Source organism: Paenibacillus sp. FSL R5-0766 (genome assembly GCF_037971845.1).
GTDB lineage: Bacteria > Bacillota > Bacilli > Paenibacillales > Paenibacillaceae > Paenibacillus.
The window spans coordinates 17,981-43,915 of the sequence record NZ_CP150227.1 but is presented as its reverse complement, the minus strand read 5'-3'; the positions used below and the strand labels follow the sequence as shown (position 1 = coordinate 43,915).

Here is a 25,935-nt window from a genome sequence, read left to right as displayed (position 1 = left end):
GATTTACTGTAGTGTTCACAGTTAATATTTTATCGACCCAGGAAGGTGAGCGGGTTTTGCGCGAAGACAATGGACAACTGACTCAACATAGCGATTTTATCTATCATCTCGAATATCACGTACCTGTACAGGTATACGACCGCGACACCCATATTGAGATTGGTCTAATCACACGTTTCGATAATCAATTCGTTGAAATTGCCAACACGCTTTTTCATCGGCGTCGTTTCCGATTTATCTCCCGCCCCGGGTATTAACCATATAAGATGAACGAACCATTTTACACTGGATCACTGCGCGTGCAGAAACATCTTCCGATCGCTGTTATCCCCAGATTTTTTTTATTCCCTTTTCAAAGGGAAAATCCGGTGATAAAGGCGAACGCTTCACTTCTTCAGATCTTTTCTGCCCTCTCCGTTATTGTGTAAAGTAGTAGTTCAAATTATATGGACTGACCAGCGTCTGTTTCACTTTTAATAAAACGGCACGCCGACAGGGGTTACATTTTCCATTGAGCCGGAAAACGTAACCCCTCTACTACTTTATGCAGACATCCTTATTCAATTTCAAACAGCTTGCTGATTGACAATTCCTCATGAACCCGGATAATCGCTTCTCCGAGCAAAGGCGCTACAGACAACACTTTGAGTTTGCTTGTCGGATTAGCATGCGTAATTGGAATGGTATCCGTTACGATGACTTCCTTCAATGGTGCATTCTCCAAACGTTCCATCGCAGGTCCGGACAATACCGGGTGAGTACAGCACGCGTATACTTCTTTTACGCCGCCTTCCATCAGAGCATTCGCTCCCAGTACAATCGTTCCCGCCGTGTCAATAATGTCATCGATCAGGATAGCTGTTTTACCCTCGATGTTACCAATAATGTTCATCACTTCGCTCACATTTGGCTCAGGACGACGTTTATCGATAATCGCCAGGGGTGCATTCAGGAAATCAGCCAGTTTACGTGCGCGCACTACGCCACCGTGGTCAGGCGACACAACAACCGGATTTTCGATCTGTTTCGACCGGAAATATTGGGCCAGAATTGGCACGCCAAGCAAATGGTCAACCGGAATGTCGAAGAATCCCTGGATCTGCATTGCATGCAAGTCCATCGCGATGACACGGGTTGCACCCGCTTTTTCAATCAGGTTAGCAACCAGTTTCGCTGTAATCGGGTCACGCGAACGTGCCTTGCGATCCTGTCTTGCATAGCCATAGTAAGGAATAACGACGTTAATCGTCTTGGCAGATGCCCGTTTGAGTGCATCAATCATAACGAGCATTTCCATCAGGTTATCATTAACCGGCAAGCAAGTGGACTGCACGATATAAACGTGACAACCCCGAACACTCTCGGAGAGTTTCACTTGAATCTCGCCATCACTAAAGCTGGTTGTGTGAGATTCACCCATAGGGATCCCGATATAATCAGCAATTTGATGGGCAAGCTTGGGGTTAGAATTGCAAGTAAATATTTTTAATTTCGAATCAAAATAAGTCATAAAATAAAAACCCTCCGTGCTGGTTCATTGGAATCAATAAGCGTCTGCGACATGTCGGCACCTCCCGGATCTTCGGGAGGCAATCTTGTTATCAAAACCCCTTATTGGGGTTTGGCATTTTGTTTCTTGGCTTTGGCACGTCCGCGAATCTTCTCCGCATAACCAGGTTTATTCTCCTGACGTGGACGAGCAATGGCCAGATCATTCTCGGGAACGGAATGGGTAACGGTGGAGCCAGCAACCACATAAGCGCCTTTTCCTACCGTAATCGGTGCAATCAGATTGACGTTGCTGCCTACAAAAGCATCATCTTCAATCGTTGTCACAGCTTTATTATAACCATCATAATTGACAGTTATTGCCCCGCATCCAACATTTACGTTTTTCCCTACTTTGGCATCTCCAATATAGCTGAGATGAGATACTTTGGAACCTTCATCAATTGTAGCATTTTTCACTTCAACAAAGTCACCAATTTTTACGTTGCGACCCAGTTTAGTCCCTGGACGCAAATTAGCAAATGGACCAACCGTTGCATCAGAACCAACCTCGGCATTGGATACTACCGAATGTTTAATCGTAACTCCGTCCTGAATAACGCTGTCTTCCACATCTGCCTGAGGACCAATATGGCATGCTTCACCAATGGAAGTTGTGCCTTTGAGAATCGTCCCCGGATACAAAACTGTATCTGATCCAATCGTAACATCCGCTCCGATATATGTCGATGACGGATCAATGATTGTAACACCGTTCAACATATGGCGTACGGCGAGACGTTCACGCATGAAGGCTTCGGCTTGCGAAAGTGCAAGTCGGTCGTTAACCCCGATGGATTCTGCGATGTCATCCGACATGTAAGCCTCGACCACATCTCCATCATTACGCAAAATGCCGATTACGTCTGTGAGATAATATTCTCCCTGAGCGTTCTGGTTCGTTACCTTATCCAGCGCAGCGAACAATTTTGCATTATTGAAACAGTATGTGCCCGTGTTAATCTCATTCACAGCATCTTCCTGTTCGTTGCAATCCTTCTGTTCTACGATCCGCTGTACGGAACCATCTTCTCCACGTATTACTCGGCCGTAACCTTTGGGATTGTCCAACTGAGCCGTAAGTACTGTCGCTGCTGCCCCGCGACTCTCATTGTGATTCATCAGACCTTCCAATGTCTCACGAGTCACGAGCGGTGTATCCCCACAGACCACAATTGTGGATCCTGCTTCGCCGCCAAGCAAGGATTTAACTTGCTGTACTGCATGACCTGTACCCAGTTGTTCCGCCTGGAGTGCATACTCTGCTCTCGAACCCAAAAATGACTGCACCGCTTCGGCACCATGACCGACTACAACTACACTGCGTTCAACGCCTGCGCTGAGCGCTGCATCCAGCACATGTCCAACCATAGGTTTACCGCATACGGGATGCAGTACTTTGTACAATTTTGATTTCATTCGTTTTCCTTGCCCTGCGGCAAGAACGATTGCCATTCGTTTCAAAATTAACGACCTCCTGTTCTGAAAATCCCATTGAAATGCATTGCTGATCTATATCCAATGAGTATCGTTCAGCCGGCTTCAAGCCGGTCCTGTTCATCGCCTGCTGTCTCTGTAATCACACGTAACAACGCGGACACCAACGAATCGTGACCTATATGTATACGCCGTGTACCTGCGAGCTTAACCGAATCCCAATGATTCCTAAGATGCCGCCCTGCCACCAAGCGCACGATGCGCTTTTTGTTCTCTGCTAATAAACTCAATACTGAATATATCTTATTCCGGTCAAAAAGAAAAGAGAGCCATAAGACATGGCTCTCTTTTCCTTCGAACCCCAATAATGTTCTCAGGCACCTTCTTCAATGACTTCTTCCTCAGTTGCTGCACGATCGTATTCAGTCAAAACTGCTGCCTGAATCTTCTCACGCGTACCGGAAGAGATCGGGTGGGCGATATCACGGAACTCTCCATCAGGAGTACGTTTGCTCGGCATAGCAACAAACATTCCGTTGTTACCATCAATGACACGAATGTCATGAACGACGAATTCGTTATCGATGGTAATGGATGCGATAGCCTTCATTCTCCCCTCCGAGTTAACACGGCGGAGTCTGACATCCGTAATTTGCATGTGTGTGTTCACCACCTTTTTCCATCAGAACTTGGTGTATAATTCCACACAGCATATACGAACTCCTTCTTTTTATAACCACAAAAATTTCCTAATTTCAGGAATTTTTTTATTTAATACACAATTCGACAACGTTAGTGCCAGGTCGATGGAAAAGACCTTTTAACGACATAACATTCGTCATCTTTCTACAGGTCAAAATAGTTGCCAGGCTTGACGGAAATCTGTCTGCTCTTGGCATCAACCGCTGTCAGTTTCGCCAGAGATACGTAATCTGTTAACAGGCGTTCTTCTGAATCTACAGAACCAGATTCCACCAGTACCCCTACCCCGGCAACTGTAGCATTAAACTCGGCCAAAAGATCGATCATTCCTTGCACCGTACCCCCGGCCTTCATGAAGTCATCCACAATAAGTACTCTGGAATGCTCACGCATCGCCCTACGAGAGAGGGACATCGTATGCAGACTTTTATGGGACCCGGATACATAATTGATACTTACGGCCGATCCTTCTGTAGCCTGATGGTCCCTGCGTACGAGCACGACAGGCAGGTTGAGCTGGGCTCCGGTCGCATAAGCCAGTGGAATTCCTTTGGTTTCTACCGTCATAACCACATCAATATTCATGTTGCCAAAGGCCGTTGCAAAAATCTTGCCGGCTTCATTCATCAATGCGGGCTGTCCGAGCAGATCAGACATGTACAGGTATTCTCCAGGCAAGATCCGATCAGGCTGCGCGAGCTGGGTCGAGAGTCGCTCTGCAAAAGCCAATGCCAGCTCTCGGGACACCTTCGGAATCCATCTAACTCCCCCGGCTGCTCCAGCCAGTGTATTCAGTTCTCCTGACCCACCTTCTTCGAACACTTCCTTGATAATCGCCAAATCTTCACTAATTGAAGACTTTGCGGCACCATAACGTTCGGCAAATGTGGTCAACGGAATAACCGTATGCGGTCTGGACAATAAGTATTGCGTCATTTCAACCAGCCTTGCGCTTCGTTTTAACTTCTTCACAGAGATCCATCCTCACGATCACGGAAACATCCAAATCCGAATAATTATTTAAGAATATAACACCTTTATACGTGTTTGTACATTATAAAAGCGAATTTTACGTTAACATACGTACAGCGTACACTTCTTTACAGAACCCACGCAGACCATTGTATATCCGGGCAACCTTGGATTCTTTGGAAACGAGACCAAATACCGTTGGACCGCTACCGGACATTAACACGCCGTCTGCACCCAATCGAATCATGGCATCCTTCAGATGCTGAACTTCCGGATACAGCTTCAACGTTACATCTTCAAGCACATTGCCCATCTGGTCACAGACTTCCGTAAATGATTGATTGCGAATAGCCTGCTCCATTTTAGCTGCACTCGGATGACGAACAATCTTGTCACTGCGGAACCTTCCGTACACATCGGCTGTAGACACATTAATCGGAGGCTTGGCCAGAATTACCCAGCATTGCGGCGGATTAGGAATGGGAGTTAACTTCTCACCACGGCCTGTAGCGAGCGCAGTCCCTCCTGTGATACAGAATGGAACATCCGACCCGAGTTCAGCTCCAAGCTCCTGCAGTTCGTGATCCGGTATATTCAACCGCCACAGACGGTTCAATCCACGCAGCGCTGCTGCTGCATCACTGCTGCCGCCGGCAAGTCCGGCTGCAACTGGAATCTTTTTATCCAGATGAATATGGACGCCCGTACGCACGTTATAGCGCTCCTTAATGAGTCTGGCTGCCTGGAAAGCCAGATTCTTCTCGTCGAGCGGGATATAACCCGCCTGACTGGAGATGAAAATAGTATCTCGCGGCAGCTCCGACATTTCCAGCCGATCAGCCAGATCGACCATGGTCATGATCATTTCAACTTCATGGAATCCATCGCTTCTTTTATGTAAAACGTCCAGCATCAAATTAATTTTAGCAGGCGCTTTTTCGTAAATTTTCAAGGCGTTCACCCGTCCTCACCTTTTCCCTAAGACAACTTAACATATTATATCAAAATGGGGCTGTCAAGTCATTTGTATTCCACATCTAAGGGGAAAAAGCGGGGTTATTCCTGACGGATTTCCCCGCTTTTCAGTCTGCTTGAACCGGATTAAGATTTGCGCGCAGCCTGCTCAGCAAGTTGAATGGCTCTTTTCACCATGTTTCCTGCATCCTTGGCTTTAATTCCGCCCCAACCTTCCTGTTGCACAGTATCATAGAAGCCCAGGTCTTTCGCGAGCTCATTCTTCAGATCCTCTGACATGACACTTCTTCTTCTGCGACTCATGAACCATCCTCCTCCAAAGTATCCTTCATAATGTGATGAGTTCGTTCACGTTTTGGACATCTTGCCATCAGGCCAAATTCAGTTTCCTGCTCTGCTTAAGAAACTGACTCTTTACCTGTCCATATAGTATGCCGCGACCGTTCCTTGCTCATTCCTGAGTATGTATGGGTTACGTTAGAGGGCGAATTGGTGTTTAAGAAAAACAAAAAAGCGATCCGCCTTGTGGGGCGAATCGCCTGTAAATCGATACTTACGTCTCCATATAGGAGCTATGCGTCTGGCTGCCCGGGTCATAAACCATGACTTCCACCGACTCCGTAAGTATATCCGCATAACTATAAGAAACTCGCTTGAAGGTTTCTTGCTCCTCATCAAGCTTAACAATAAAAACAGAAGGGTACGTTTCTTCCAATACACCCGTACGCTCAATGGTCTTACGGCGGCCACCATTAGCCCGCAACATAATTTTCTGACCAATATGTGCATCGAGATTGCGTTTGATATCCAACAGCGTGTTTTTAGCCATTGTCGACGACCACCTCTTTTCTTGTCCATTATACCGGATTTTACAGTCATTGTCAAATCAAAACTAATTATTATATCAGCATCAAAAAGTTGTTGTCAATGAATTTTTTTGCAAACAAAAAAAGCCCCAAATTGGGACTTTAAATGGCCTACATCAGACTGCCGACGGGTTCACTTTTAACGTAGATAAATCATTCAGCCCAGGCAGACCTACCCGGTAACTCCCCCGTGTCTCGACACCACCCACACCCTGGCTGCCACTGACGGTATTGTGCAGAACATCACTCATGTTGACCGTATCGCGCACAGAGGTAAAGGAGGCTTTAGCTGCCACATAGACCGGATCAAGTGCATGAATGAGAATTCTGCCTGGAGAACTGGCAAAGTTCGCTCCAGCGCGCAGCAGTGCCTCAAAATGGGACTGACAAGCCCCTGCAACAATAGTGAGGGCGTCCAGATGGCGTTCATATTGTCTGGCCACCTGAATGGCCGACACAAAATTTTGCGAGTTCTTGTAGCTACCAAGACTATATAAGTCATAGGGCTGACGTGTCTTTAACACCCCATCATGACCCGTAATAACTACGATATCCGGACGTACTTTGGGTAATAAGCGGTATAAGGTATCTGCCATTGCCGATTCATGGACATACTGTCCCTCTGCGGGCACACGAAGTTGCTCATAGAGATCCATACTTTTTTTCAAATAGTTCGGATCTCCATCCAGATGAAGCACCTTTCCAGGCATTTCAAAATAAGCCGGTTCCTGCTGGGCAGACCAATCCTGTACCAGACCTTCACGATTCCGCTCAGCCTGTTCCATACGATTCTGCTGCAGACGGGACAGGGTCTGATGTGCTTTAATATGCGCCTGTCTGGTCTTGGCGCTTTGTGGTTCGTAGGGAACCTGTATCAAATCGTCCACCGGGGAATCGGCAATCAGCCGGAACTCAGTCCCTTTAATGACCGCAGCATCCAACTGGAGGCCTTCCACCCGAAAAGTCACATCGCCGCCGTATGACTTCCGAACGACCAAGTCTCCGATATTCATCAACGTAATCACCTCTACCCCATCGTATGGGCAAAGACCCGGTTTGGTTCATTCAAATTTTACAGCGCTTTACGTACCCCTGCTTCCCACATTACGGTGCTGAGTGTGGCATACTCTTGCAGACTCAATGTCTCTCCACGCCGGGACGGTTGAATACCTGCCTGCTCCAGCAGAATGTCTGCCTGTTCCCGGTTCTCCTTTGTGAAGAAACGTGCTTTCAAGTTGTTTGAGATTGTTTTTCTCCGCTGGGCAAAAGAAGCCTGTACCACTTCGAAGTAGTGTGCTTCATCCGGAATCTCCACTGGTGGCTGCTCACGCACTTTCAGCTTAATGACAGCTGATTCCACATTAGGTTGTGGAATGAAGACCGTAGGAGGCACAATACACACAAGTTCCGGCATACTGTAGTACTGAACTGCGATGCTCAGACTACCGTAGTCTTTTGATCCAGGTGCAGCAGCCATGCGTTCAGCCACTTCTTTTTGGATCATGACAACAATGCTGTCTACCGGCAGTTTCTCTTCCAGAAGTTTCATCATGATTGGAGTCGTTACATAATAAGGCAGGTTAGCCACAACACTGACTTTGTCCACGGATGCAAAATCCGTATTAAACAACTCAGCCAGATCAAGCTTCAACACATCCCCATGATGAACACGTACATTTGAATAAGGCTGCATCACTTCTCCCAGGATTGGGATCAAGCGCTGGTCAATCTCTACGGCTGTGACGGGACCGGCTACCCGAGCCAGTCGCTCCGTGAGGGCTCCAATACCAGGCCCGATCTCCAGTGCGCCCTTGGACTCGTCCAGATCGGCTGCATTAACGATTTTGTTCAGTATATTTTGATCGATCAGAAAGTTCTGACCCAGACTTTTCTTAAATGAGAATCCGTGTCTTTGAATAATCTCTTTGGTTCGCTTGGGCGTTGCAATTTCTATCGTCTCTTCCATATCCTTCATATGCTCACATTCCTTCACGTTCAATTTGCGCTAATGCTGTAGAGAACTCTTCCCGTGTAATCTGAAATACACTGAGACGTTTGTGGAACTGCTTACCGTTACAATAACCGATGCCCAGCAGATTGCCCATCTCCATGCGACGTGCAGCAGCCTGCGGATGCACAATAAGTCCTGCCGCGATCAGGTCCTCCCAATCAATCAGGCTCGGAGCACCTTCGTATGAAGTATGTACACGCGCCAGAGCATGACGGATCGCCTCTGGTGAGGCATTCTCCACCCCAATGTCCCCTTTGCGCGTTGCATCGGCTTCCGGAATGAAGGCATGTTTGCAGCCTGGCACCTTGTTCGCAATAATTTTACGAATGCGTTCGCCAGCATGATCCGGATCTGTCAGTACAATGACTCCCCGTCTCTCCTGAGCAAGCGCAATCCGCTTCAGAATGCGTTGGTTGATTGCTGATCCACCTGTTTCTATGGTATCGGCTTCAACGGCCCGACGGATAGCTACCGTATCGTCACGGCCTTCCACCACAATAACTTCTTTTATCATGTTCCATTTCTTCCTTTCTAACGCAAAAAGAAGAGGAATATCCTCTTCTCTGGCAAACGGCGGGGGAGACTGAATTCAGACTCCTCCGCCGCATATTCCGCATGAATCATTCATGCAACTATTTTATAGCATTCCCATTTCAAAGTAAAACGATTTTAGTTCGCTTCCGGCTTCACCGGACCGATCACGTAGACCGTCTTGCCTTTCTTACGTCCAAAATTCAGGGCATGCTTCACACTGTCATAATACACATCAATTTTGTTGCCTTTAATGGCACCGCCTGTATCTTCCGCACGACGGAATCCCAGACCTTCGATATATACCCACCAGCCAATTGGAATGACTTTGGGATCAACCGCAATGGTGCGTCCTTCCGTTACACGAGTACCGGAAGCTGTTTTAGTTCCAATGCCAGGCTCTTCGGAAGAGTAGGCAGTCATGGATACATTTTTTAGTACTTTGGAGTATTTAAAAGAAGTCCCGGATACGGTAATCACTTTGCTGCCCGAGGCAGATGTTTTCTTCGAGTTCGTTGTTGTAGCCTTTTTGGTTGTTGACGTTTGAGCCGATACGGTCTGAATCTCAGGTTCCTTCACGACCGGTTTTGCTTTGGTGCCGACAGCGATCACTTTATCTACACGATTATTAGCGACAGATTTGCCGACCATTTTTTTGGAGACCAATTCTCCATCCTGAAATACCTTTTCGATATGCTGTACAAGTGTGCCTTCTTTGCCGTTCACAACGACACGGTTATCACCTTTGTACAAGCTAGGGTCAGCCGTTTTAATGACTTTGTAAGCGATCGGTTGCTCTACATCCACTGTACGCTTTGTTACGCGCACTACACGGATCTTCATCTCCGCTTTGATCGCAGTTCCAAGCGCTGGATACACTTTATCATTACTTTCAACTTGAATACCTGATTTTTGAATTGCATCTTCTACCGATGAATCGGTTGTATACAGAGTCTTGGTGTCTCCGTCTGCCGTAATGTTAACTGGAACGGCCCGCTCAATAACGATTCGGTCTCCATCTGTAATCGCCCCATTCATGGACATGGATACCTTATCGTGAGGGCTGACTGTGATCGACTGCTCCTCCAGCATTTCCTGAAGCATTCCTGTACGAGTCTCTACCACCTGAGCTTTGCCATCAATAACCAGTGAAATTTGTTTCCCGGCCTGACCGTAAACGACTAACAAGATCATGATTGTAAGCGCAATTGAGAAAATCGCGATCAATGCCATTTGACGCATGTTCTCATGCTTCCACCGCAACGCGAAAGACTTACTGGATGATCGTGACTCATGGGTCTCTTCTGGTTGGAATGTGCCCACTTCTCCGTCCTCCTTCATAGCCTCGCCGTCTAAAGTAATGCATGATGTCTTTGACGTGACTATACCAAATTTTCTACAGAACACAGATTGGACCAACATAATCCGGTTCTGCACCATGAATCAATCTTCGCAACATGATGTCATCCTCCTGAATACCTACCGTATGATGACAATATTTCTTTTATTCAAAAACAAAAAAGCCAAAGAAAGAGTGTAAGAGGAACTCTTTCGTGGCTTCCGAATGATTCTGAATATCGGAAATTCATGCACGAGGTTGCCTCTCTTTTTCCGCTTGCGAGGTTAGCTGTCGGGTTCGGGCGAAAGAGAGCCGCCCTATCTTGGGACACCCGCTCATGGCGGACGCCCTTGAATTCACCCCGAGACCCAAAGAAGAAATCAAATACGGCTTCGCAGTTCCCTTCGCTGCTCTTGGGTCAGCGAACGTTGCGCATCGGCCAAATACACCGATGTTTAAGCCCTATTGGTTCCCCCGCTCTCCGTTAACGGAGACTCAGCGAGACTGATTCATGAAAGTAATGTTGTTTCATCGGAAAGTGTCCCTTTGTTCATCCCCCGAACATCTGTCCAATTTTCCGCACAACAATTCACTGAAAAGATGATATCCTGTTTTGATGCATGTTGTAAAGCGTTGATCAAGTACGTTTTTCTGAATATTTGGTTAAAATATTGTAATATTCTTGATTTATTTGGATCAAAGGGCAAATTACCTCCGCTTACCTGCCTTTTTCACCTCATTTGCTCGTTTTTTTAACGAATCCCAAATCGTTCCATGGCATTTTTGGTTGTTATTGCAGCAATTTCCTCCACCGAAATGCCTTTAATTTCCGCAGCTGCCTCTGCAACCAGACGTACATGCGCTGTCTCATTTCGCTTCCCACGATAAGGGTGAGGTGTCAAATATGGAGCATCTGTTTCAATGAAAAACCGGTCCATAGGAACCTTCTCCAGCACCTCTTTGGGCTGCTTTGCATTTTTGAATGTGATCGGTCCTCCGAAGGAGAGATGGAAGCCCATATCGAGACAACTTTTTGCTGTTTCCCAGCTGCCCGAGAACGAGTGCATCACACCACCAACTTCCCCCGCCTTCTCTTCACGCAAAATTCTTATGATATCCTCATGTGCATCCCGATTATGGATGACAATTGGCATGTTCACTTCACGCGCCAAAGCAATTTGTTGTCGTAATACGCGATGCTGTATTTCTTTTGGTGAAGTATCCCAGTGATAATCCAATCCAATCTCACCGATCGCAACCACTTTTTCATGCTTGCATAAAGATGCAATCCGCTCCAAATCGCCCTCCTGCATTGTGATCGCATCTACGGGATGCCACCCTACAGCTGCATATATAAAGTCATATGTTTCAGCGAGTTTCATTGTGGTTGGAATCGTCTCCCGGTTAAAGCCAATGTTGATCATGCGACCAACTCCTGCATCCACAGCACGCTGAATCATGTCCTCGCGGTCCTCGTCGAATTGTGGTGCATCCAGATGTGTATGTGTGTCGAACAGCATCATGTCTGTATCTCCCTTCATGTCGAAATAACGACTATCTTCTTTTGTAAATTCAATTTGTAAAATTCAATAATTCAATGAACCATACATAAAACATTTTGGGTAATCTGTGTATTACATCATTACGTTTGTTTCTTCACAACTACAATATACAGAAGATATACGGATATTCTGATCTATATATTGATGATTGTACTCATTCTGCCTGCTTGCATTTACAAAATTATGTCGATCTACATATACTCCCCATTAAAGCAGATTACTGTATCATGAAAAATAGCTCTTTTAGAAAGTGTTTTGATATCAAAATTCTTCATCGGATTATACCCACATGATTACAAGAAATAGGGGCGTATATGTGACGGTAATTCGTGAATAATCGCATCCACCTTGTTTTGCGGGTAATACAAATGATGTTTCCCTCGGTGAAGCCCACTGATGGAACGGACAATGTCAGATACTTCTGACAACTCACGTAAATTGTCCTGTCGATCCAGTAGAAGAATCTGCTTATCTGTGGATTCATCCGGACGAAACACATCATACGGATTATCCGAAGGAAAATCAATTTCAAGATCATATTCGGGATCGAGGCCAGCCTGTACAAAAGCTTCCCGAATCTCTTCCATCATTGTCAAGTCGACCTGTTCAAGCTCTACATACTTATATAACTTGCGATCCATAAAACGTTCGCATAACTCACTCAGAACAGTATCGTCCTCCTTGCGCCACTGCGTAAATGCCGTCTGAATTAATGCTTCATCCAACTGCAAATATTCATCTACGGATAATTCCCCTTCAAATAGTTGAGGGAGTGGATCAATCATGAAGCGGAATTGAAAACCATGTTGTAGGAGTGTTTTCGCTCGCTTGAATATTTGCCGCAATATAATTTCAGAACTACGAGTTACCGGATGGAAGTAAATCTGCCAATACATCTGATACCGAGACATTAGGTAATCCTCCACAGCATGCATGCCTGACTCCTTGACTACAATCCGCCCATGATAAGGACGCAGCATCCGAAGGATACGATCAAGGTCAATCGTGCCGTAATTTACACCTGTAAAATAGGCATCCCTGAGCAAATAATCCATTCGGTCTGCATCAAGCGGACTGGTCACCAAGTTCACCACAATCGGCTTTTCATACGTTTTTTGAATGACAGACGCTACTTTCTCAGGAAAATCAGGAGCATACCGTCTTAAGATCGCCCCTACTTCGGTATCACCTGTAATAATGCGGCAAGTCCAATCTTCGTGATTCATGTCAAAAGCTTCCTCGATGGAGTGAGAGAATGGCCCATGCCCGAGATCATGAAGCAGAGCTGCACACAGAGCTACAATCTTTTCTTCCTTCGGCCAATCCGAATAATGACTTCTCTCAAATTGAGAGATGATCTTGCGTGTGATCTCATAAACACCTAGTGAATGTGAGAACCGACTATGCTCTGCTCCGTGAAAGGTAAGGTAAGAAGTACCCAGCTGACGAATCCGGCGTAAACGCTGAAATTCCGGGGTGTTAATTAACTGCCATATAACCGGATCTTGCACGTGGATATAATTATGTACCGGATCTTTGAATACTTTCTCTTCGGTTAAACGTTGTTCCATGTCGACTCACTCCTTTAATTTCTTTTATATTAACGCTTTGAGCTCTGCGATTCACCTAAGATTCGACACCATATGACGAACTTTGTCGAATGAAGTAGTTTTGTCGTTTTCCAAATCGACAAAGCTGACATTGAGGTTTAAATGCGAAAAACAGCTTCCAATCCCTTACCACCAGTAACCTTGTGAAAAACAGCCTTAATTTTAAGCTAATTTTAAGGTTGACTGATTTGGGAATCGTTGGTATGATGAGTATCATAAAACATAAAATAATGTCGAATAATGACAAAGATAGTTAGCTGAGAGGAGCACTGATTATAATGATGAAATCAACAGGTATTGTAAGAAAAGTGGACGAACTGGGACGGGTAGTTATTCCAATTGAATTGCGCCGTACGCTCGGTATTGGTGAAAAAGATGCTCTGGAAATCTACGTTGACGGCGAGCGCATCATGTTGAAAAAATACGAGCCTGCTTGTATCTTCTGTGGTAATGCAGAGAACGTTACTTACTTCAAAGGTAAAATTGTTTGTAACGAATGTATTTCCGAAATCCCTGCACCTGTAGCAAAATAAAAAATTACAGGTATACTGGACTTATCTAAATTGTTATTTCTAACCTTTTTAATATTCCTTAATGACCTTCCCGGTGTGAACCCCACCGCGGAAGGTATTTTTTTGCCTTGTTATGGGTTCCATTACCCAAAATGATTCTGTCACACGCGAACTGGGAAAGAACGATGAAATTTGTTCGGAATTTTTTTTAGACACTCTGCTCTTTTTAATATTCCACTAAGGTTGGATATAAGCTTCTTTTCAGGTTATGTTCCCCACAACAGAAGGTATTTGATTAGATTACTGCTCGATTAATGCATTATATACATCACGCTTCGTCAGGCCGCGATCAGTAGCCGTTTTTTTCATTGCATCTTTGCGGTTATGTCCTTCACCCTCATAATGGCTGACATGATCCGCGAGTGACATGAGTTGCCACCATGCTTCGCGCTCAGCCTTACGCTCCTCTTCCTTAATGCCTTCTACCAGCAAACAGTACTCGCCGAGAGGCGGATGTTCTTCAAGCCAGTCTATACATTCCTTCACGGTGCCCCTTGCGAATTCCTCATGACGCTTGGTTAGTTCACGAGCCAGGACAATCGAACGATCACCCAGAATCTCTTCGAGGTGGACTAATGTTTTCCGAATACGGTGAGGCGATTCATAAAATAACAAAGTCCCGTTGGATTCGTCAAAAGCCTCCAGCACTTTTCGCATGTCCTTTTTCTCCCGCGGCAAAAAACCGCCGAATGTAAAACGCTCCGTCGGTAATCCGGACACGATCAGAGCAGACAACGCAGCGTTGGGCCCCGGGATGGGAATGACCGTTATTCCGGCTTCCAGTGCAAGCTGTACAAGGTCAGAACCAGGGTCCGAAATAGCTGGCAAACCGGCATCACTGACGAGTGCCAAATTTTTTCCTTCTATTATATAGCGTATCAATTCAGGGCCACTTGCTCCCTTATTATGTTCATGATAACTAAACAGCATCGAAGGTGTAATTTCAAAATGCGTAAGCAGCTTTCGGGTCTGACGTGTATCTTCTGCTGCAATGATGTCACAACTCTGCAATGTCTTGATCGCCCGGAAGGTCATATCCTCCAGATTACCAATGGGTGTTCCAACCAGATATAGCTTGCCTGAACCTTCAGGCTGCTCCACATAGCTTTTCTGAATATGCAAAGTCATCTAAAGTCCTCCTTTCGTAGTACGCTCAGCATGTTGCTGACCATAATAAATATCCATAATCTCTTCGCAGTATGTCCCCTCTTCATTGTAGACAATGAGTGGAGGAAGCATCCTCACTTCTGGTTTACCATCTTTCATTCCTTCAATTAATACCATGTTGGCTTCCAGATGAGCACGGGGATGTACCATCCGAATCCGTTTTGGTTCCAGCTTATATTCGCGCATGAGCGAGATAATCTCTGCAAGCCGCTGCGGACGATGAACCATCGATACTTTGCCGCCATTACGAACAAGTCGACTGCAAGCCTGAATCACTTCTTCCAGCGTACATCCGATCTCATGACGTGCCATGGCCTGATGTGTGTTCATTTTAAGATCACTGCCATTCAAAGGCATGTATGGAGGATTAACCGTTATTGCATCGTATACAGCATGTCCTGTTTCTTTCACGAGTTCTCGCAAATCACCTTCACGAATCATAATCGACTCGTCCAGTTCATTCAACTGCACACTTCGACGCGCCATATCAGCCAAACGTGGCTGAATCTCGATCCCTTCCAGACTGGCCTGCGTACGCGTTGTAAGCAGTATGGGAACCACCCCGTTACCCGTACACAAATCAAGTACACGCCCCCGTTTAGGTACGGAAGCAAACCGGGCTAATAATACGGCATCCATCGAAAAACTAAACACTTCATCACTTTGAATGATTCTCAGATCATGAGAGAGCAGATCATCAATCCGCTCTGACTCATGTAACACAACTTCATTTGCTTTCATATGTTACGCTCATCCTCCGGTACTCTATATCTCATGTTCGTTTAGTTTAGGTTTATAACCTTGAAAAAAAACCGTAGGGAATCCCTACGGTCACTTCATTTATTCAAAAAAGACAGGCAGAACAGACAATCGCCTTCCGTCCGCAAATGTCCATAATAGACGTTGCAGATATGGAAGCCTTCGTGATACAACCGAGCCAGATTATCATACCCTTCACCCACAACATCCTCGCCTGTAGCCGGACCTGCTGGTCTCGCTACAGGAGCGAGTGCTGAGGAGATCGGCAGATCTGCCGGAGCCTCACGTTTGAGCAGTTTGCGCAACTGCTCATTCTCGATGGTAAGCCGCTGATTATCCTCAAGCAGCTCCTTCACAATCATTTTTAACTCTCCTAAATCACCGTGCAACTGACCCAGTTGGGTTTCCATTTCATGAATGTGCGTAAACAGATTTTTCTTTTCCAAGTTTCCACCCCGAAGCAACCTTTATGGTTTACTTGATAACGACGTCATCCAGCGGAAGTTCTTTGACTTTACTGATGTCGAACAGTTGAACATGGACTGTGCGGCTACCGGCATTAATTCCGACAACTTTTCCTTCACCCAATGAGGTGACGACCAATTTGCCTACAGCTGGCAGTTCTTCTCTCACACTTTCATAGTTATCATGCTCAAATTTCAGACAGCACATGAGTCTTCCGCACAACCCTGAAATTTTCGTCGGATTCAGTGACAGGCTCTGATCTTTAGCCATCTTGATTGATACCGGCTCAAAGTCTCCCAGCCAGGAAGAACAACACAACACACGGCCGCAAGGTCCGATTCCGCCAAGCATCTTCGCTTCATCACGTACACCAATCTGTCTCAGCTCGATTCGTGTCCGGAATATGCTTGCGAGATCCTTGACCAGCTCCCGGAAATCAACTCTTCCTTCAGCTGTAAAATAAAATATAATTTTATTGCGATCAAACGTAAATTCCACATCGACCAGCTTCATTTTGAGGCCATGGTCTTTGATTTTATTTAAACAAGTACCGAATGCTTCTTTGGCTGCACGCTTGTTCTCATCAACCACACGGGCATCTGTCTCGCCCGCAACGCGGATGACTTTCTTCAGCGGCAACACCACATCGGACTCGCCCACTTCCTTCTTACCAACAACAACCTTACCGTACTCTACCCCCCGCGCTGTCTCCACGATAACGCAGTTTTCTTTCTCAATGGGAAGGTCCAGGGGATCGAAGTAATAAATTTTGCCCGCTTTTTTGAAACGGACACCCACTACACTGTACAAAAAATTAACCCCCTTGTAAGCCAACCCCACTTCGTCTGAAGCCCCGTCTTCTTAGGGAACCGGCCGAAGTTATAACCGTTTGCATATGATTGGAGCTAACTCTGCCCTCTCCCAGTCTTATGCCAAACCGATCAAAAATTGCTCCAGACAAAGCTGGCCATTGACGTTGAAACGCAATTTTTTTCTGCATGCTGCGGCCATATCCATATAGGAGACCCACTGCTCTGTGCTGCGGGTATGTGCCAACTGAGATAACATGTCTAACTGATCTATAAAAACGATATGTTCATGCCTATCGTACTGAACATACAGCATGTCCCTAAACCATAGATGGAACAAACTAAGCAACATGTCCAGATGTTCAGAGAGTCCGGTTTTAAAAAGCTTCTGCTGTGCAGAGATCAATGATGTACTTCCTCTACCCAGGGACTCCTTCCCTAATTGTAACATTACGTTTCTAATTTCTGCAAACCAATTCTGCTGGAGAATTTCTCTACATGCTTCCAATCCTGACGCTAAATGGACGGCAGAGCGAGCCAGATTGGCAGGGTGCCCTTCCTCGATCAGAGATTGCAGCATCTCTTCCGGATTCAGTGCACTGAACGGCACCAATTGGGAGCGTGAGCGGATCGTTGGCAACATGGCCTGTCCATTATCTGTAATCAGGATGCCAACCGCTGGTACCTGCGGTTCCTCCAGAAATTTGAGCAAACTGTTTGCTGCCTGCACCGTCATTTTCTCAGCTTGTTCTATAATATATACTTTGGGATGGCCTGCCTCTGATCGGTATGAAAAGATACGCTGCAGATCCCGGATTTGGTCTATTTTAATGTTGTTTCCATCTGGTGCAAGCATGGTTAGATCCGGATGGTTACCATGATCCACCTTACGGCATTCAAGACACTGCCCGCATGCGTCATCTTCAAGCTCTGTACAGAATATTGCCTTGGCAAAGGTAATTGCCGTCTTCCGTTGCCCGCTACCAGCTGGACCGCTAAACAAATACGCATGGCTTATTGCATGACGTCTTAAACTGCTTTGTAACATTTGCTTGGCCGCTTGTTGACCCATAATCTGTTGAAAGGACATACTTCCTCCTCAGAAGCTTAAATTAATAAGCATCCCCCGAATTTCGCCAACTTGTTGTAATAGAGAGATTTTTCCTTCTTCTGTATCCAGCAATTCATCAGCCATGGATAACAGAGCGGAGTCAATTTCATCAATCAGCTTATACCGCTTGCCTCTGCCACGACGATCCCAACCCCTTGTCTCTTTCATGGATACACCGCGACGAACGGTCTCTTCCAGGAACCTTTTAACAAGTTGCTTATACGCCTTCAGTTCACGAATCGTCATGGAACGTGCCAAGCGATCGCCCTGAAGCTGGATTTCACTAAACCGGCGATTCAGTTCAGCTTGTGAGGCCCGTTCCCCCTGGTGATTCATCATATCAGAGAAATTTTTGGATTGAACCGGTTTGGAACCTGAATCAGTAGTACTGATCCCGCTCTGAATCGGTCTGAATCCAGGATTGATTTTCATGGATACGCCCGCTTTCTATCATAGTTAGCCAATCGCCCATCAGCACAGTGCGCGTTGCGCCTGTGCGTGAGAATGAGGCTTTTATATATGCTGATCACACTCTATATATAATGGTAGATACACATCACCATCAAGGACTTGTTCTTTGTAGTCAACCTCTTTCCGAAAGGAACCATTCCCAGCTGGGAAATGGTCATCCGGAAAGAGTATGCTGATTTTTCTCGTCAAGAAAGGCGTTCCGTAAGTGGCACGCACGAACTCTGTTAACTCTTCTTGCATCCATCGTTTCCAACATGCTATCGATCATGAAGGACCCTCATGGGATCCATGCAATAGGTTTAATTAGAAATGTTCGAAGCGATCTACCGGGAGAACAAATACAGTAGCTCCGCCTACTTGAACTTCAACAGGTAGCGGCAGGTAAGAGTCGGTTGTTCCACTCATCGGTGTGACCGGAGTCACGAGCTGTTCACGAACCTTACAGCTGCTGCGAATGACGTTCATTACGGATTCGACTTGACCATCATCGACACCGATCATAAACGTCGTGTTGCCTGCCTTCAAAAATCCGCCCGTACTGGCAAGCTTCGTCGCCCGAAAGTTTGCTTTGACCAATGCGCTGGATAATCGGTTGCTGTCTTTATCCTGTATAATCGCAACAATCAGTTTCATCCTGCATAACCTCCTTTAGAATAAGCACCTTTATCAAATGCCCTGTCTATATATTAGACAATTACTCGTCAAAATCCTTCAAAATCCCTGTCTCCAGCGACAAAATCATTGCTGCCAAGACATCCTCCTGCTTCATGGAAGCATCGATAACTCTGATTCGTTCCGGGAACTGCTCTTTTAATAGGAAGTAACCCTCTCGCACTTTACGGTGAAACTCCAGATTTTCCAGATCCAGACGGTTCACTTCGCGGCCATCATGAGCATCGATCCGGGCAAGCCCCACTTCAGGCTCAATGTCCAGATATAAGGTCACATCCGGCATGAGATCACCAATCGCAAAACGGTTAATGGCCCATACATTCTTTATCCCGAGTCCACGGGCGTAGCCTTGATAGACCAGACTGCTATCGACAAATCGGTCACAGATGACTGCCTTTCCAGCTCTCAGCGCAGGCTCTACTTTCTCCGCCAGATGCTGGCTGCGTGCAGCTGCATACAATAGCGCTTCGGTTCGAGCATCCATTGCCGTATGAAGAGGGTCCAGAATAATTGAACGTATTTTCTCCGCAATCTCAATTCCACCAGGCTCTCGCGTAACTACGTAAGGTATACCCCGTTCTTCAAAATAAGAACCTATTCTACCGATCATCGTTGTTTTACCAGAACCCTCTCCCCCTTCCAGCGTAATGAATTTACCTCTGCCCTGCATATGCTTCCCTGCTTTCTATGTCGATAATTGCATCTATTGCTGCTGTAATTGAATATGCTTAGACCCTCTTGCTACAAGATATGATATCCTCCGCCCAGAGGTGTATAGCTACAGCTATATCGGTACGTATTAATAACACCAAGATCATACAAGCTTGTTTCTTTCTATAATACTATAGGTCAGCAGTTACTCCAACATGAACAACAAAGTAAAGCGTTCAACCGTAGATAATCCATACCCATAATGGAAGCATAATTGATCCGGCAATGGCACTGACAATCATGGAAACTGAACTGAGGGCTACCGCATTCTCTCCATATTCAAAAGACCTTGCCATGCCGAGGGCATGAGATGCTGAACCCAGTCCAATCCCATAGGCATGTTTACTGCGGACTTTGGCCCATTTCAAGAGCATCGGCCCCAATAATATCCCTGAGAATCCTGCAATCATCACAAACAGAGATGTGAATGAGGCATTCCCTCCAACCTGATTAGCGAGTTGAATAGCCACAGGAGTTGTCACTGATTTTGGCAATAAAGCGATGACCATCTCTTGAGGATAACCAAGCAGAATGGCGATTAAAGCACCTGTGGAGACACCTGTAATACTTCCTCCGATTGTTCCACCCACAATTGGAATGATATTTTGCTTCAGCACATGCAGATGTCTCGACAAGGGAAAAGCGAGAGATACAACTGCTGGACCCAAGAGCTCCTGTATCCATTTGCCACCCAGCATGTACGTATCCAGCTTTATACCGGAAATCACCAAAATCAGGATCAGTATGGCAGTCGTTGTGAGTACAGGCATAAGTATTGGCCATCTCAGCCTTTTATATAGTCGAGTGGCTGGAATGTATACAGCGATGGTTAGTGCGATCATTCCAATTCCGAGGATGAATGCTGACAAGTGATCGCCTCCTTTTTACCTGAATGAGACGATCTCCATGTCATGAGCCACTCACTTACTTTGGCAGATATCAGACATGTGATTAATGTGCTAACGATCAAACCCAGAACCAATAACAAGGTGTTCGCTCTAAAAAAATCAAAATGATTAATAATGCCCACAGTTGGCGGGATGAACAACAATTGCAGATGAGATTGAAGCCACGTCGACCCTTCTTCTCCCCAGCTCATTTTGATCCATCCCAGTTGAATGGTGATAAACAATACCAGCATGCCCACAATACTGCCTGTTAACGGCAGATGTAATACAGCTTGAATCAAGTTTCCAATCCAATAAAAACCGTACATCAACAAAACTTGCAGGACTATTCCTGTATATTTTTTTAGCGGAATACCCAAAGTGTTCCCTTCTTTCTTATGTCTATCTCTATAAGTTGAACTAGAGCGTGTCTTCAAACTGAACGTGTCTGGAGCAGGGCACCGAGCGGGAGCGCTAACGACCCTGTGACGCCTTATTCAGCGATTTGAAGCGCCCGCAGCAATAAGGAATCTTGAAACACGCTATATTGGAATAACCAGCCGTTTACAGCGTGTTTGTTAGGTGAATTTGGTTAATAACGTGTCTCAGGTTCCTTACAAAATAAAAGAAGGACTCGAAGGCTAAATAAGACGTCCTCGCTTCCTTAGAAAATCGTCTGGACAATTCGCCAGGATCAGCAATCCTTGACTTCAAGATGTTGGACCCTGACATCCTTCAACGTATTGCATGCCTGAGTTTGAAGACACACCCTAGCAACTAGATTAATGACCAAGAGACCCACACATGAGTAGGGTCCGGTATCGCTATCCGTATTGGTCATATAGACTACCTATTGGTGAATGCAATTCAGTTTTTCATCTGTCCTTCAATCCTTCATGACCCTCAATGACTGTAGAGATGCATCGGATACCCCATGAAACTTTGCACCCTCACCCCGCAGCAGTTGTATACGAGCCACCATCGATGGACTAATACGCTCACCCGGATATACAAGCGGAATCCCTGGAGGGTATGGAATAACCATCTCGGCTGATCGACAACCCGCGCTTTCTTCTATCAGGACATTAATCGTATCCGTCTCCACAATCGGTTGCAGTGTAAAGGAGATCGGTTCCGAGTAGCGAGTGTTTTCTTGTAAATTGTTCCACGTGGAAATATAATGCGTTGAACCTTTCGCAAGCCGATGAGATGACTCTGCATTAGATTGGATCTGCTCATGCCCATCCGCAGAGCTGATATGATGTAAAGCTTGCAACAGGTGCTGAGCATCTTGCACCGTTGAGCCCAGGCTGAAGAGCAAGACGACGTACCGTTCGTCGCTCATCTCAGGCACACAGCCGCATGCTTCCAGCTGCTGCTGTAGCCCATAACCGCTCAGCACCCCTGCGCCGTCATAGATGACGGCCTTGAATGGGTCCTGAGCGGTATACCCCGCGGCAGCTGGCATAGCCGCCGCGGTCAGCCCCTTCCGTGTCTGCTGCGCAGCGGACACGGACATGCCAGCCGGCTTCGCAGTTCCGGCTGGTGGTTCTGGCTGCAGCGGCTGTGCAGGCTGCAGCAACTGAAAGCGCGGCAGCTCCGCGAGGCCGCGCTTAAAGGCATTCACGGCGGTGAGCCCCGCCGTGAATGTGTTCGCGCCCTGCACATGCAGCAGCCGGCGCGCCAGATCAAGCGAAGCCATCACCGGGTATGATGGGCTTGAGCTTTGCACCATGGCCAGACGTTGCCTTAACAGGGACCGGTTTAACCTCGGCCCCTGAATGTGCAGCATGGCACCCATGGTGAAGGCCGTCAGCATCTTATGCGTCGACTGCACGACACCGTCTGCTCCGCATGACAGTGCAGAGACTGGCAGCTCCGGATGCTGCCCATAATGCGCGCCATGCGCTTCATCCACGAGCAATAGCATGCCAGCACCGTGGCACACCTCGGCTATGGGCGTCAGATCTGCGCCCATGCCGTAGTAATTAGGCAAAGTGACTAGTACGCCCTTTGCCTCAGGATAGGACTGGACAGCAGCCTGAACCGTCTCCACCGACGGCATGACCGCAAGTCCAGACGCAGGATCGACCCACGGCTCCAGAAATACAGCTCTTGCACCGGCCAGCATCAACCCGTGAATAACGGATTTGTGCACATTCCGTTGCACCAGTACAATACTATTCGGCTCATCACACACAGTTAGCAATAAAGACAGATTACCTGCAGTACTACCTCCCACAAGGAAGAAACTCTCCTCCGCACCAAAACAATCTGCCGCAAGCTCCTGTGCTTCCTGGATTACACCTTCTGGATGGTGCAAATCGTCGGTGCCCGTAATCTCCGTAACATCCATCTCCATCATCTCCAGAAATGAACGATCTGGCACCAATCCTATTTCCGACAGATTCCCTTCGCCATCAAAACGTTTCCCGCTCTCCAGATCAGTCCCATGTTCATCCATCGAACTGAATTGCTCTATCCTTCGGTTAACGTTCCCCCCTGCATCTCTCTGAATCTCTCCGTTGTGGTGGTGTTCCTCATTAACGATATCCTTAACTGGAGGTTGCCCTGCTTCTACTTGTTCCAGCAAATGTCGGTAAGCTTGTCCATTCTTATGCCCAGGCACATGAAAAGAACGCTGCTTCGAATCACGATACGCAAGCAACGCTTCATATAAAGGGGCACTACTTGATTTATTTTTATGATCCATGAAATAACCATCCTGTACTTATATAATGTGCGCCCTATGCGCTCCAAAAGCTTCCTAATCCAAGGAACGCTCTTTTTCCCTATCTCCACACGCATTACTGCAAATGATCTATACCATTATATCAGCATACGCCTTCCCAAGATGGCAAACAAGACATTCTCTCCTCATACAAACAGAAAAAGGCCCATCGGGCCTCTATACACATCAGCATCGTTAACAATGTGATGTTTCGCTTCTACTTCTATTAGCAACATTTATTATGCGTTTTTTTGTACCCAAATTTGCTTCATTTGATGAATAAAATAATTGTACTTGGCATCCTGCGCGTCGGTATGAACCATTTCTGCTTCACAAGTGTCACATATGAATTCAGATACAATAAAAATGCCTTCTCTTTTTCTTTGCTCGCAGATAATACATGTGTGTTCGGCATGTTCTTCCATGAACCATCCCACCTTGTTTTACGTTTACTATCAGTATTGCACAGTTTCTATTATTTTAAACATTTTCATAGTGCTTTCTTTCTATAAAATATATATATTCGCCCACCCCCTCTTGGGTGTCTGTACCGAAAAATACATTCATTCTCCCTACAAGAACATCACCTGCTTATGTATATACAGTAATCCTACAAGCCATCGCCATTTACCTCTACATCACGTATCCCTTGACCTGACTCAAACTTATATTCAATTTCCTTAAAAAAACTTGGAATCCCAGCCGATATATAATACATGATAACGATATCAAAGCCTGACAGTCCATGTATTCGGGAGTATACTGAGATAAGCTCCATCGAATCTCAATATCTTGTACAATTGTCATGGCGTGAGATACAAGGTTCATATATACATACATGCATGATTCATTCCCTTTTACTCGTGTAAGCAAACAAATACCTACCCCACACAACGTGAATCCAAGGAGGATATATAATCGTATGATCGCCGAACCGGAGAATAAAGCAACATTTTATCAATACCGGCTTCTGAAAAAAAAGGCTATCGCCCGCAGTGTCATTTACAGCTATCTGTGTCTGCCGGTCATCATGCTCTTATTCAATCTACTCGCCTTCTCCTGGACTGGCCTCTTCTTTTTTGTACTGGCAGGTCCAATCACTATCTGGATTCATTATGTCATCGCCAGAACGATATTACTGCTGGTCCGTACCTCTTACGCCAAACGCTGGCGCTGGAATCTGCGTATGCCCTGGTTAGGTTATATCCCTGATCAGCATTTCAGCTTCCGTATGTTTGTCCGGGTACACCTTAATATGAGCTGGATTGGACTATGTATCATTACAGTATGTTTGATATGGTCGCCATTGTCCTTCACCCTTTCGCTGATCTTCTGGCATTTGTGGTTGCTGGGTCCTCGCTTGTATGTTGTAATGGTGCTCTCCCGTGAGCGCAAAGATGGACTCATCAAATTGAATGAACAAGATGTCTCATATTATCTGCAATAACACTCCCTCATTTATGCAATACTCAATGTACCTTACTTACTTGTAATACATAACCGCTGACCCCTTCGAATAATCTGATGCAAAAACATAATCATGTATCGTTCAGTTGACTCATCCTCATATGCTCAAATAAAGGTTATCCACAGTGGATAACCTTTATTTATTGTTCCCTTCTCATCCATTATCCACAGCATGGGTATAGTAAAATGAGTTATCCCCACTCGAGGCTCCATTCTTCTCCTCTTTTCCTCCGGCGTTCCATATCCTCATAACTCCAGATATCTCGCAGATCTTACACCTCTGAGCGATCTTTGCCTCAGTCTCAGCTCTATCTGCCTTCTAGCTGCTTCCCATCAGCCATTCATTACCTCAATACCTTTATACAACTTATATCTCTCCCCCTCTACTTTTAGCGCTCTACACTCCCCTATGATTCAAGCACACATACCACCTATACATGTACGAAAGAAGCTGCTCCATTCCTTTTGTACCTTTATGACCTCTGATCCACCATACGTGACGGGTTCTCCCATCATTACTAAAGTCTACTTCGCTAAATAACAAAAAGCCCCCGTTCAAG

Annotated in this window: 29 protein-coding genes and 1 riboswitch; of the genes, 3 read left to right on the top strand and 26 right to left on the bottom strand. The window is 46.0% G+C overall.

Annotation, left to right across the window (positions count from 1 at the left end; translation table 11 throughout):
* The first annotated feature begins 56 nt into the window (after nucleotides 1-56).
* Complete coding sequence (locus tag MKY66_RS00210; RefSeq protein WP_076216763.1) at nucleotides 57-257, top strand: hypothetical protein; 201 nt, start codon at nucleotides 57-59, stop codon at nucleotides 255-257.
* A 299-nt stretch (nucleotides 258-556) separates the two neighbouring features.
* Here MKY66_RS00210 and MKY66_RS00205 read toward each other — a convergent pair whose 3' ends face one another.
* The 14 genes from MKY66_RS00205 to MKY66_RS00140 all read right to left on the bottom strand — a co-directional run bounded on the left by MKY66_RS00205 (nucleotide 557) and on the right by MKY66_RS00140 (nucleotide 13,514).
* Nucleotides 557-1,510 (bottom strand): ribose-phosphate diphosphokinase, encoded by a 954-nt coding sequence (locus MKY66_RS00205; RefSeq protein WP_017691370.1) that lies wholly within the window; start codon nucleotides 1,508-1,510, stop codon nucleotides 557-559.
* A gap of 101 nt (nucleotides 1,511-1,611) precedes the next feature.
* On the bottom strand, nucleotides 1,612-3,012 hold the full coding sequence (gene glmU, locus MKY66_RS00200) for a bifunctional UDP-N-acetylglucosamine diphosphorylase/glucosamine-1-phosphate N-acetyltransferase GlmU (RefSeq protein ID WP_076216764.1): 1,401 nt from the start codon (nucleotides 3,010-3,012) through the stop codon (nucleotides 1,612-1,614).
* Between the two features lie 68 nt (nucleotides 3,013-3,080).
* On the bottom strand, nucleotides 3,081-3,275 hold the full coding sequence (locus MKY66_RS00195; RefSeq protein ID WP_124118801.1) for a hypothetical protein: 195 nt from the start codon (nucleotides 3,273-3,275) through the stop codon (nucleotides 3,081-3,083).
* A gap of 83 nt (nucleotides 3,276-3,358) precedes the next feature.
* On the bottom strand, nucleotides 3,359-3,643 hold the full coding sequence (gene spoVG / locus MKY66_RS00190) for a septation regulator SpoVG (protein ID WP_017691372.1): 285 nt from the start codon (nucleotides 3,641-3,643) through the stop codon (nucleotides 3,359-3,361).
* Nucleotides 3,644-3,831: 188 nt separating this feature from the next.
* Entirely contained in the window at nucleotides 3,832-4,659 is an 828-nt protein-coding gene (purR, locus tag MKY66_RS00185) for a pur operon repressor (protein WP_076216765.1), read from the bottom strand.
* Nucleotides 4,660-4,756: 97 nt separating this feature from the next.
* Nucleotides 4,757-5,611, bottom strand: a complete 855-nt coding sequence (gene ispE / locus MKY66_RS00180) for a 4-(cytidine 5'-diphospho)-2-C-methyl-D-erythritol kinase (protein ID WP_026081373.1) — start codon at nucleotides 5,609-5,611, stop codon at nucleotides 4,757-4,759.
* 149 nt (nucleotides 5,612-5,760) lie between these two features.
* Nucleotides 5,761-5,937 (bottom strand): small, acid-soluble spore protein, alpha/beta type, encoded by a 177-nt coding sequence (locus tag MKY66_RS00175; protein ID WP_017691375.1) that lies wholly within the window; start codon nucleotides 5,935-5,937, stop codon nucleotides 5,761-5,763.
* 250 nt (nucleotides 5,938-6,187) lie between these two features.
* On the bottom strand, nucleotides 6,188-6,463 hold the full coding sequence (locus tag MKY66_RS00170) for a Veg family protein (protein ID WP_017691376.1): 276 nt from the start codon (nucleotides 6,461-6,463) through the stop codon (nucleotides 6,188-6,190).
* A gap of 153 nt (nucleotides 6,464-6,616) precedes the next feature.
* The gene (yabG, locus tag MKY66_RS00165) at nucleotides 6,617-7,513 is read right to left on the bottom strand and encodes a sporulation peptidase YabG (protein WP_076216766.1); all 897 of its coding nucleotides are present in this window, start codon (nucleotides 7,511-7,513) and stop codon (nucleotides 6,617-6,619) included.
* Between the two features lie 59 nt (nucleotides 7,514-7,572).
* A complete protein-coding gene (gene rsmA / locus MKY66_RS00160) occupies nucleotides 7,573-8,475 on the bottom strand; it encodes a 16S rRNA (adenine(1518)-N(6)/adenine(1519)-N(6))-dimethyltransferase RsmA (RefSeq protein WP_305956092.1) in 903 nt (300 codons plus the stop codon).
* Between the two features lie 4 nt (nucleotides 8,476-8,479).
* Nucleotides 8,480-9,025, bottom strand: coding sequence for a ribonuclease M5 (rnmV, locus tag MKY66_RS00155; RefSeq protein ID WP_076216767.1), 546 nt, complete (start codon nucleotides 9,023-9,025; stop codon nucleotides 8,480-8,482).
* 155 nt (nucleotides 9,026-9,180) lie between these two features.
* The gene (locus tag MKY66_RS00150) at nucleotides 9,181-10,365 is read right to left on the bottom strand and encodes a 3D domain-containing protein (RefSeq protein ID WP_076216768.1); all 1,185 of its coding nucleotides are present in this window, start codon (nucleotides 10,363-10,365) and stop codon (nucleotides 9,181-9,183) included.
* 273 nt (nucleotides 10,366-10,638) lie between these two features.
* A riboswitch (cyclic di-AMP (ydaO/yuaA leader) is annotated at nucleotides 10,639-10,892 on the bottom strand.
* A gap of 241 nt (nucleotides 10,893-11,133) precedes the next feature.
* Entirely contained in the window at nucleotides 11,134-11,904 is a 771-nt protein-coding gene (locus tag MKY66_RS00145) for a TatD family hydrolase (RefSeq protein ID WP_179088589.1), read from the bottom strand.
* Nucleotides 11,905-12,236: 332 nt separating this feature from the next.
* Entirely contained in the window at nucleotides 12,237-13,514 is a 1,278-nt protein-coding gene (locus MKY66_RS00140) for an HD domain-containing protein (RefSeq protein ID WP_036606129.1), read from the bottom strand.
* A gap of 317 nt (nucleotides 13,515-13,831) precedes the next feature.
* Between MKY66_RS00140 and MKY66_RS00135 the strand changes: the two genes are divergently transcribed.
* Entirely contained in the window at nucleotides 13,832-14,086 is a 255-nt protein-coding gene (locus MKY66_RS00135; protein WP_017691383.1) for an AbrB/MazE/SpoVT family DNA-binding domain-containing protein, read from the top strand.
* Between the two features lie 279 nt (nucleotides 14,087-14,365).
* Here MKY66_RS00135 and rsmI read toward each other — a convergent pair whose 3' ends face one another.
* The 12 genes from rsmI to MKY66_RS00075 form a co-directional block, all read right to left on the bottom strand.
* Nucleotides 14,366-15,253 (bottom strand): 16S rRNA (cytidine(1402)-2'-O)-methyltransferase, encoded by an 888-nt coding sequence (gene rsmI, locus MKY66_RS00130; RefSeq protein ID WP_076216769.1) that lies wholly within the window; start codon nucleotides 15,251-15,253, stop codon nucleotides 14,366-14,368.
* Complete coding sequence (locus MKY66_RS00125) at nucleotides 15,254-16,033, bottom strand: tRNA1(Val) (adenine(37)-N6)-methyltransferase (protein WP_076216770.1); 780 nt, start codon at nucleotides 16,031-16,033, stop codon at nucleotides 15,254-15,256.
* Between the two features lie 95 nt (nucleotides 16,034-16,128).
* Nucleotides 16,129-16,497, bottom strand: a complete 369-nt coding sequence (yabA, locus tag MKY66_RS00120; RefSeq protein ID WP_017691386.1) for a DNA replication initiation control protein YabA — start codon at nucleotides 16,495-16,497, stop codon at nucleotides 16,129-16,131.
* 28 nt (nucleotides 16,498-16,525) lie between these two features.
* Nucleotides 16,526-17,326, bottom strand: a complete 801-nt coding sequence (locus tag MKY66_RS00115) for a stage 0 sporulation family protein (protein ID WP_053778939.1) — start codon at nucleotides 17,324-17,326, stop codon at nucleotides 16,526-16,528.
* Nucleotides 17,327-17,443: 117 nt separating this feature from the next.
* Nucleotides 17,444-18,415, bottom strand: a complete 972-nt coding sequence (gene holB, locus MKY66_RS00110; RefSeq protein ID WP_076216771.1) for a DNA polymerase III subunit delta' — start codon at nucleotides 18,413-18,415, stop codon at nucleotides 17,444-17,446.
* 9 nt (nucleotides 18,416-18,424) lie between these two features.
* Complete coding sequence (locus tag MKY66_RS00105; RefSeq protein ID WP_076216772.1) at nucleotides 18,425-18,868, bottom strand: YaaR family protein; 444 nt, start codon at nucleotides 18,866-18,868, stop codon at nucleotides 18,425-18,427.
* Between the two features lie 342 nt (nucleotides 18,869-19,210).
* Nucleotides 19,211-19,540 carry a cyclic-di-AMP receptor gene (locus MKY66_RS00100; RefSeq protein WP_017691391.1) on the bottom strand — a complete coding sequence of 110 codons (330 nt, stop codon included), beginning with the start codon at nucleotides 19,538-19,540 and terminating at the stop codon, nucleotides 19,211-19,213.
* A gap of 61 nt (nucleotides 19,541-19,601) precedes the next feature.
* On the bottom strand, nucleotides 19,602-20,249 hold the full coding sequence (gene tmk / locus MKY66_RS00095) for a dTMP kinase (protein WP_076216774.1): 648 nt from the start codon (nucleotides 20,247-20,249) through the stop codon (nucleotides 19,602-19,604).
* Between the two features lie 217 nt (nucleotides 20,250-20,466).
* Nucleotides 20,467-21,159: an LrgB family protein gene (locus MKY66_RS00090; protein WP_083657392.1), complete on the bottom strand. Its 693-nt coding sequence runs from the start codon at nucleotides 21,157-21,159 to the stop codon at nucleotides 20,467-20,469.
* On the bottom strand, nucleotides 21,129-21,479 hold the full coding sequence (locus MKY66_RS00085; protein WP_339806649.1) for a CidA/LrgA family protein: 351 nt from the start codon (nucleotides 21,477-21,479) through the stop codon (nucleotides 21,129-21,131). Before MKY66_RS00085 ends, MKY66_RS00090 begins: the two co-directional genes overlap by 31 nt.
* Nucleotides 21,480-22,063: 584 nt before the next feature.
* Complete coding sequence (locus MKY66_RS00080) at nucleotides 22,064-23,890, bottom strand: aminotransferase class I/II-fold pyridoxal phosphate-dependent enzyme (protein ID WP_076216776.1); 1,827 nt, start codon at nucleotides 23,888-23,890, stop codon at nucleotides 22,064-22,066.
* 257 nt (nucleotides 23,891-24,147) lie between these two features.
* Nucleotides 24,148-24,333, bottom strand: a complete 186-nt coding sequence (locus MKY66_RS00075) for a sigma factor G inhibitor Gin (protein WP_017691396.1) — start codon at nucleotides 24,331-24,333, stop codon at nucleotides 24,148-24,150.
* Nucleotides 24,334-24,830: 497 nt separating this feature from the next.
* Between MKY66_RS00075 and MKY66_RS00070 the strand changes: the two genes are divergently transcribed.
* On the top strand, nucleotides 24,831-25,355 hold the full coding sequence (locus MKY66_RS00070) for a hypothetical protein (RefSeq protein ID WP_076216777.1): 525 nt from the start codon (nucleotides 24,831-24,833) through the stop codon (nucleotides 25,353-25,355).
* Nucleotides 25,356-25,935 lie beyond the last annotated feature (580 nt).

What these genes read in the sequence shown, in the direction of transcription:
- rsmA (WP_305956092.1), bottom strand. Translation starts at nt 8,475, where the DNA reads ATGAAGGATATGGAAGAGACGATAGAAATTGCAACGCCCAAGCGAACC.
- MKY66_RS00070 (WP_076216777.1), top strand. Translation starts at nt 24,831, where the DNA reads ATGATCGCCGAACCGGAGAATAAAGCAACATTTTATCAATACCGGCTT.
- MKY66_RS00145 (WP_179088589.1), bottom strand. Translation starts at nt 11,904, where the DNA reads ATGATGCTGTTCGACACACATACACATCTGGATGCACCACAATTCGAC.
- MKY66_RS00100 (WP_017691391.1), bottom strand. Translation starts at nt 19,540, where the DNA reads ATGAAACTGATTGTTGCGATTATACAGGATAAAGACAGCAACCGATTA.
- MKY66_RS00205 (WP_017691370.1), bottom strand. Translation starts at nt 1,510, where the DNA reads ATGACTTATTTTGATTCGAAATTAAAAATATTTACTTGCAATTCTAAC.
- MKY66_RS00080 (WP_076216776.1), bottom strand. Translation starts at nt 23,890, where the DNA reads ATGGATCATAAAAATAAATCAAGTAGTGCCCCTTTATATGAAGCGTTG.
- tmk (WP_076216774.1), bottom strand. Translation starts at nt 20,249, where the DNA reads ATGCAGGGCAGAGGTAAATTCATTACGCTGGAAGGGGGAGAGGGTTCT.
- yabG (WP_076216766.1), bottom strand. Translation starts at nt 7,513, where the DNA reads ATGAATATCGGAGACTTGGTCGTTCGGAAGTCATACGGCGGCGATGTG.
- rnmV (WP_076216767.1), bottom strand. Translation starts at nt 9,025, where the DNA reads ATGATAAAAGAAGTTATTGTGGTGGAAGGCCGTGACGATACGGTAGCT.
- MKY66_RS00135 (WP_017691383.1), top strand. Translation starts at nt 13,832, where the DNA reads ATGATGAAATCAACAGGTATTGTAAGAAAAGTGGACGAACTGGGACGG.
- MKY66_RS00105 (WP_076216772.1), bottom strand. Translation starts at nt 18,868, where the DNA reads ATGAAAATCAATCCTGGATTCAGACCGATTCAGAGCGGGATCAGTACT.
- MKY66_RS00140 (WP_036606129.1), bottom strand. Translation starts at nt 13,514, where the DNA reads ATGGAACAACGTTTAACCGAAGAGAAAGTATTCAAAGATCCGGTACAT.
- MKY66_RS00175 (WP_017691375.1), bottom strand. Translation starts at nt 5,937, where the DNA reads ATGAGTCGCAGAAGAAGAAGTGTCATGTCAGAGGATCTGAAGAATGAG.
- MKY66_RS00075 (WP_017691396.1), bottom strand. Translation starts at nt 24,333, where the DNA reads ATGGAAGAACATGCCGAACACACATGTATTATCTGCGAGCAAAGAAAA.
- MKY66_RS00170 (WP_017691376.1), bottom strand. Translation starts at nt 6,463, where the DNA reads ATGGCTAAAAACACGCTGTTGGATATCAAACGCAATCTCGATGCACAT.
- MKY66_RS00125 (WP_076216770.1), bottom strand. Translation starts at nt 16,033, where the DNA reads ATGAAAGCAAATGAAGTTGTGTTACATGAGTCAGAGCGGATTGATGAT.
- rsmI (WP_076216769.1), bottom strand. Translation starts at nt 15,253, where the DNA reads ATGACTTTGCATATTCAGAAAAGCTATGTGGAGCAGCCTGAAGGTTCA.
- holB (WP_076216771.1), bottom strand. Translation starts at nt 18,415, where the DNA reads ATGTCCTTTCAACAGATTATGGGTCAACAAGCGGCCAAGCAAATGTTA.
- spoVG (WP_017691372.1), bottom strand. Translation starts at nt 3,643, where the DNA reads ATGCAAATTACGGATGTCAGACTCCGCCGTGTTAACTCGGAGGGGAGA.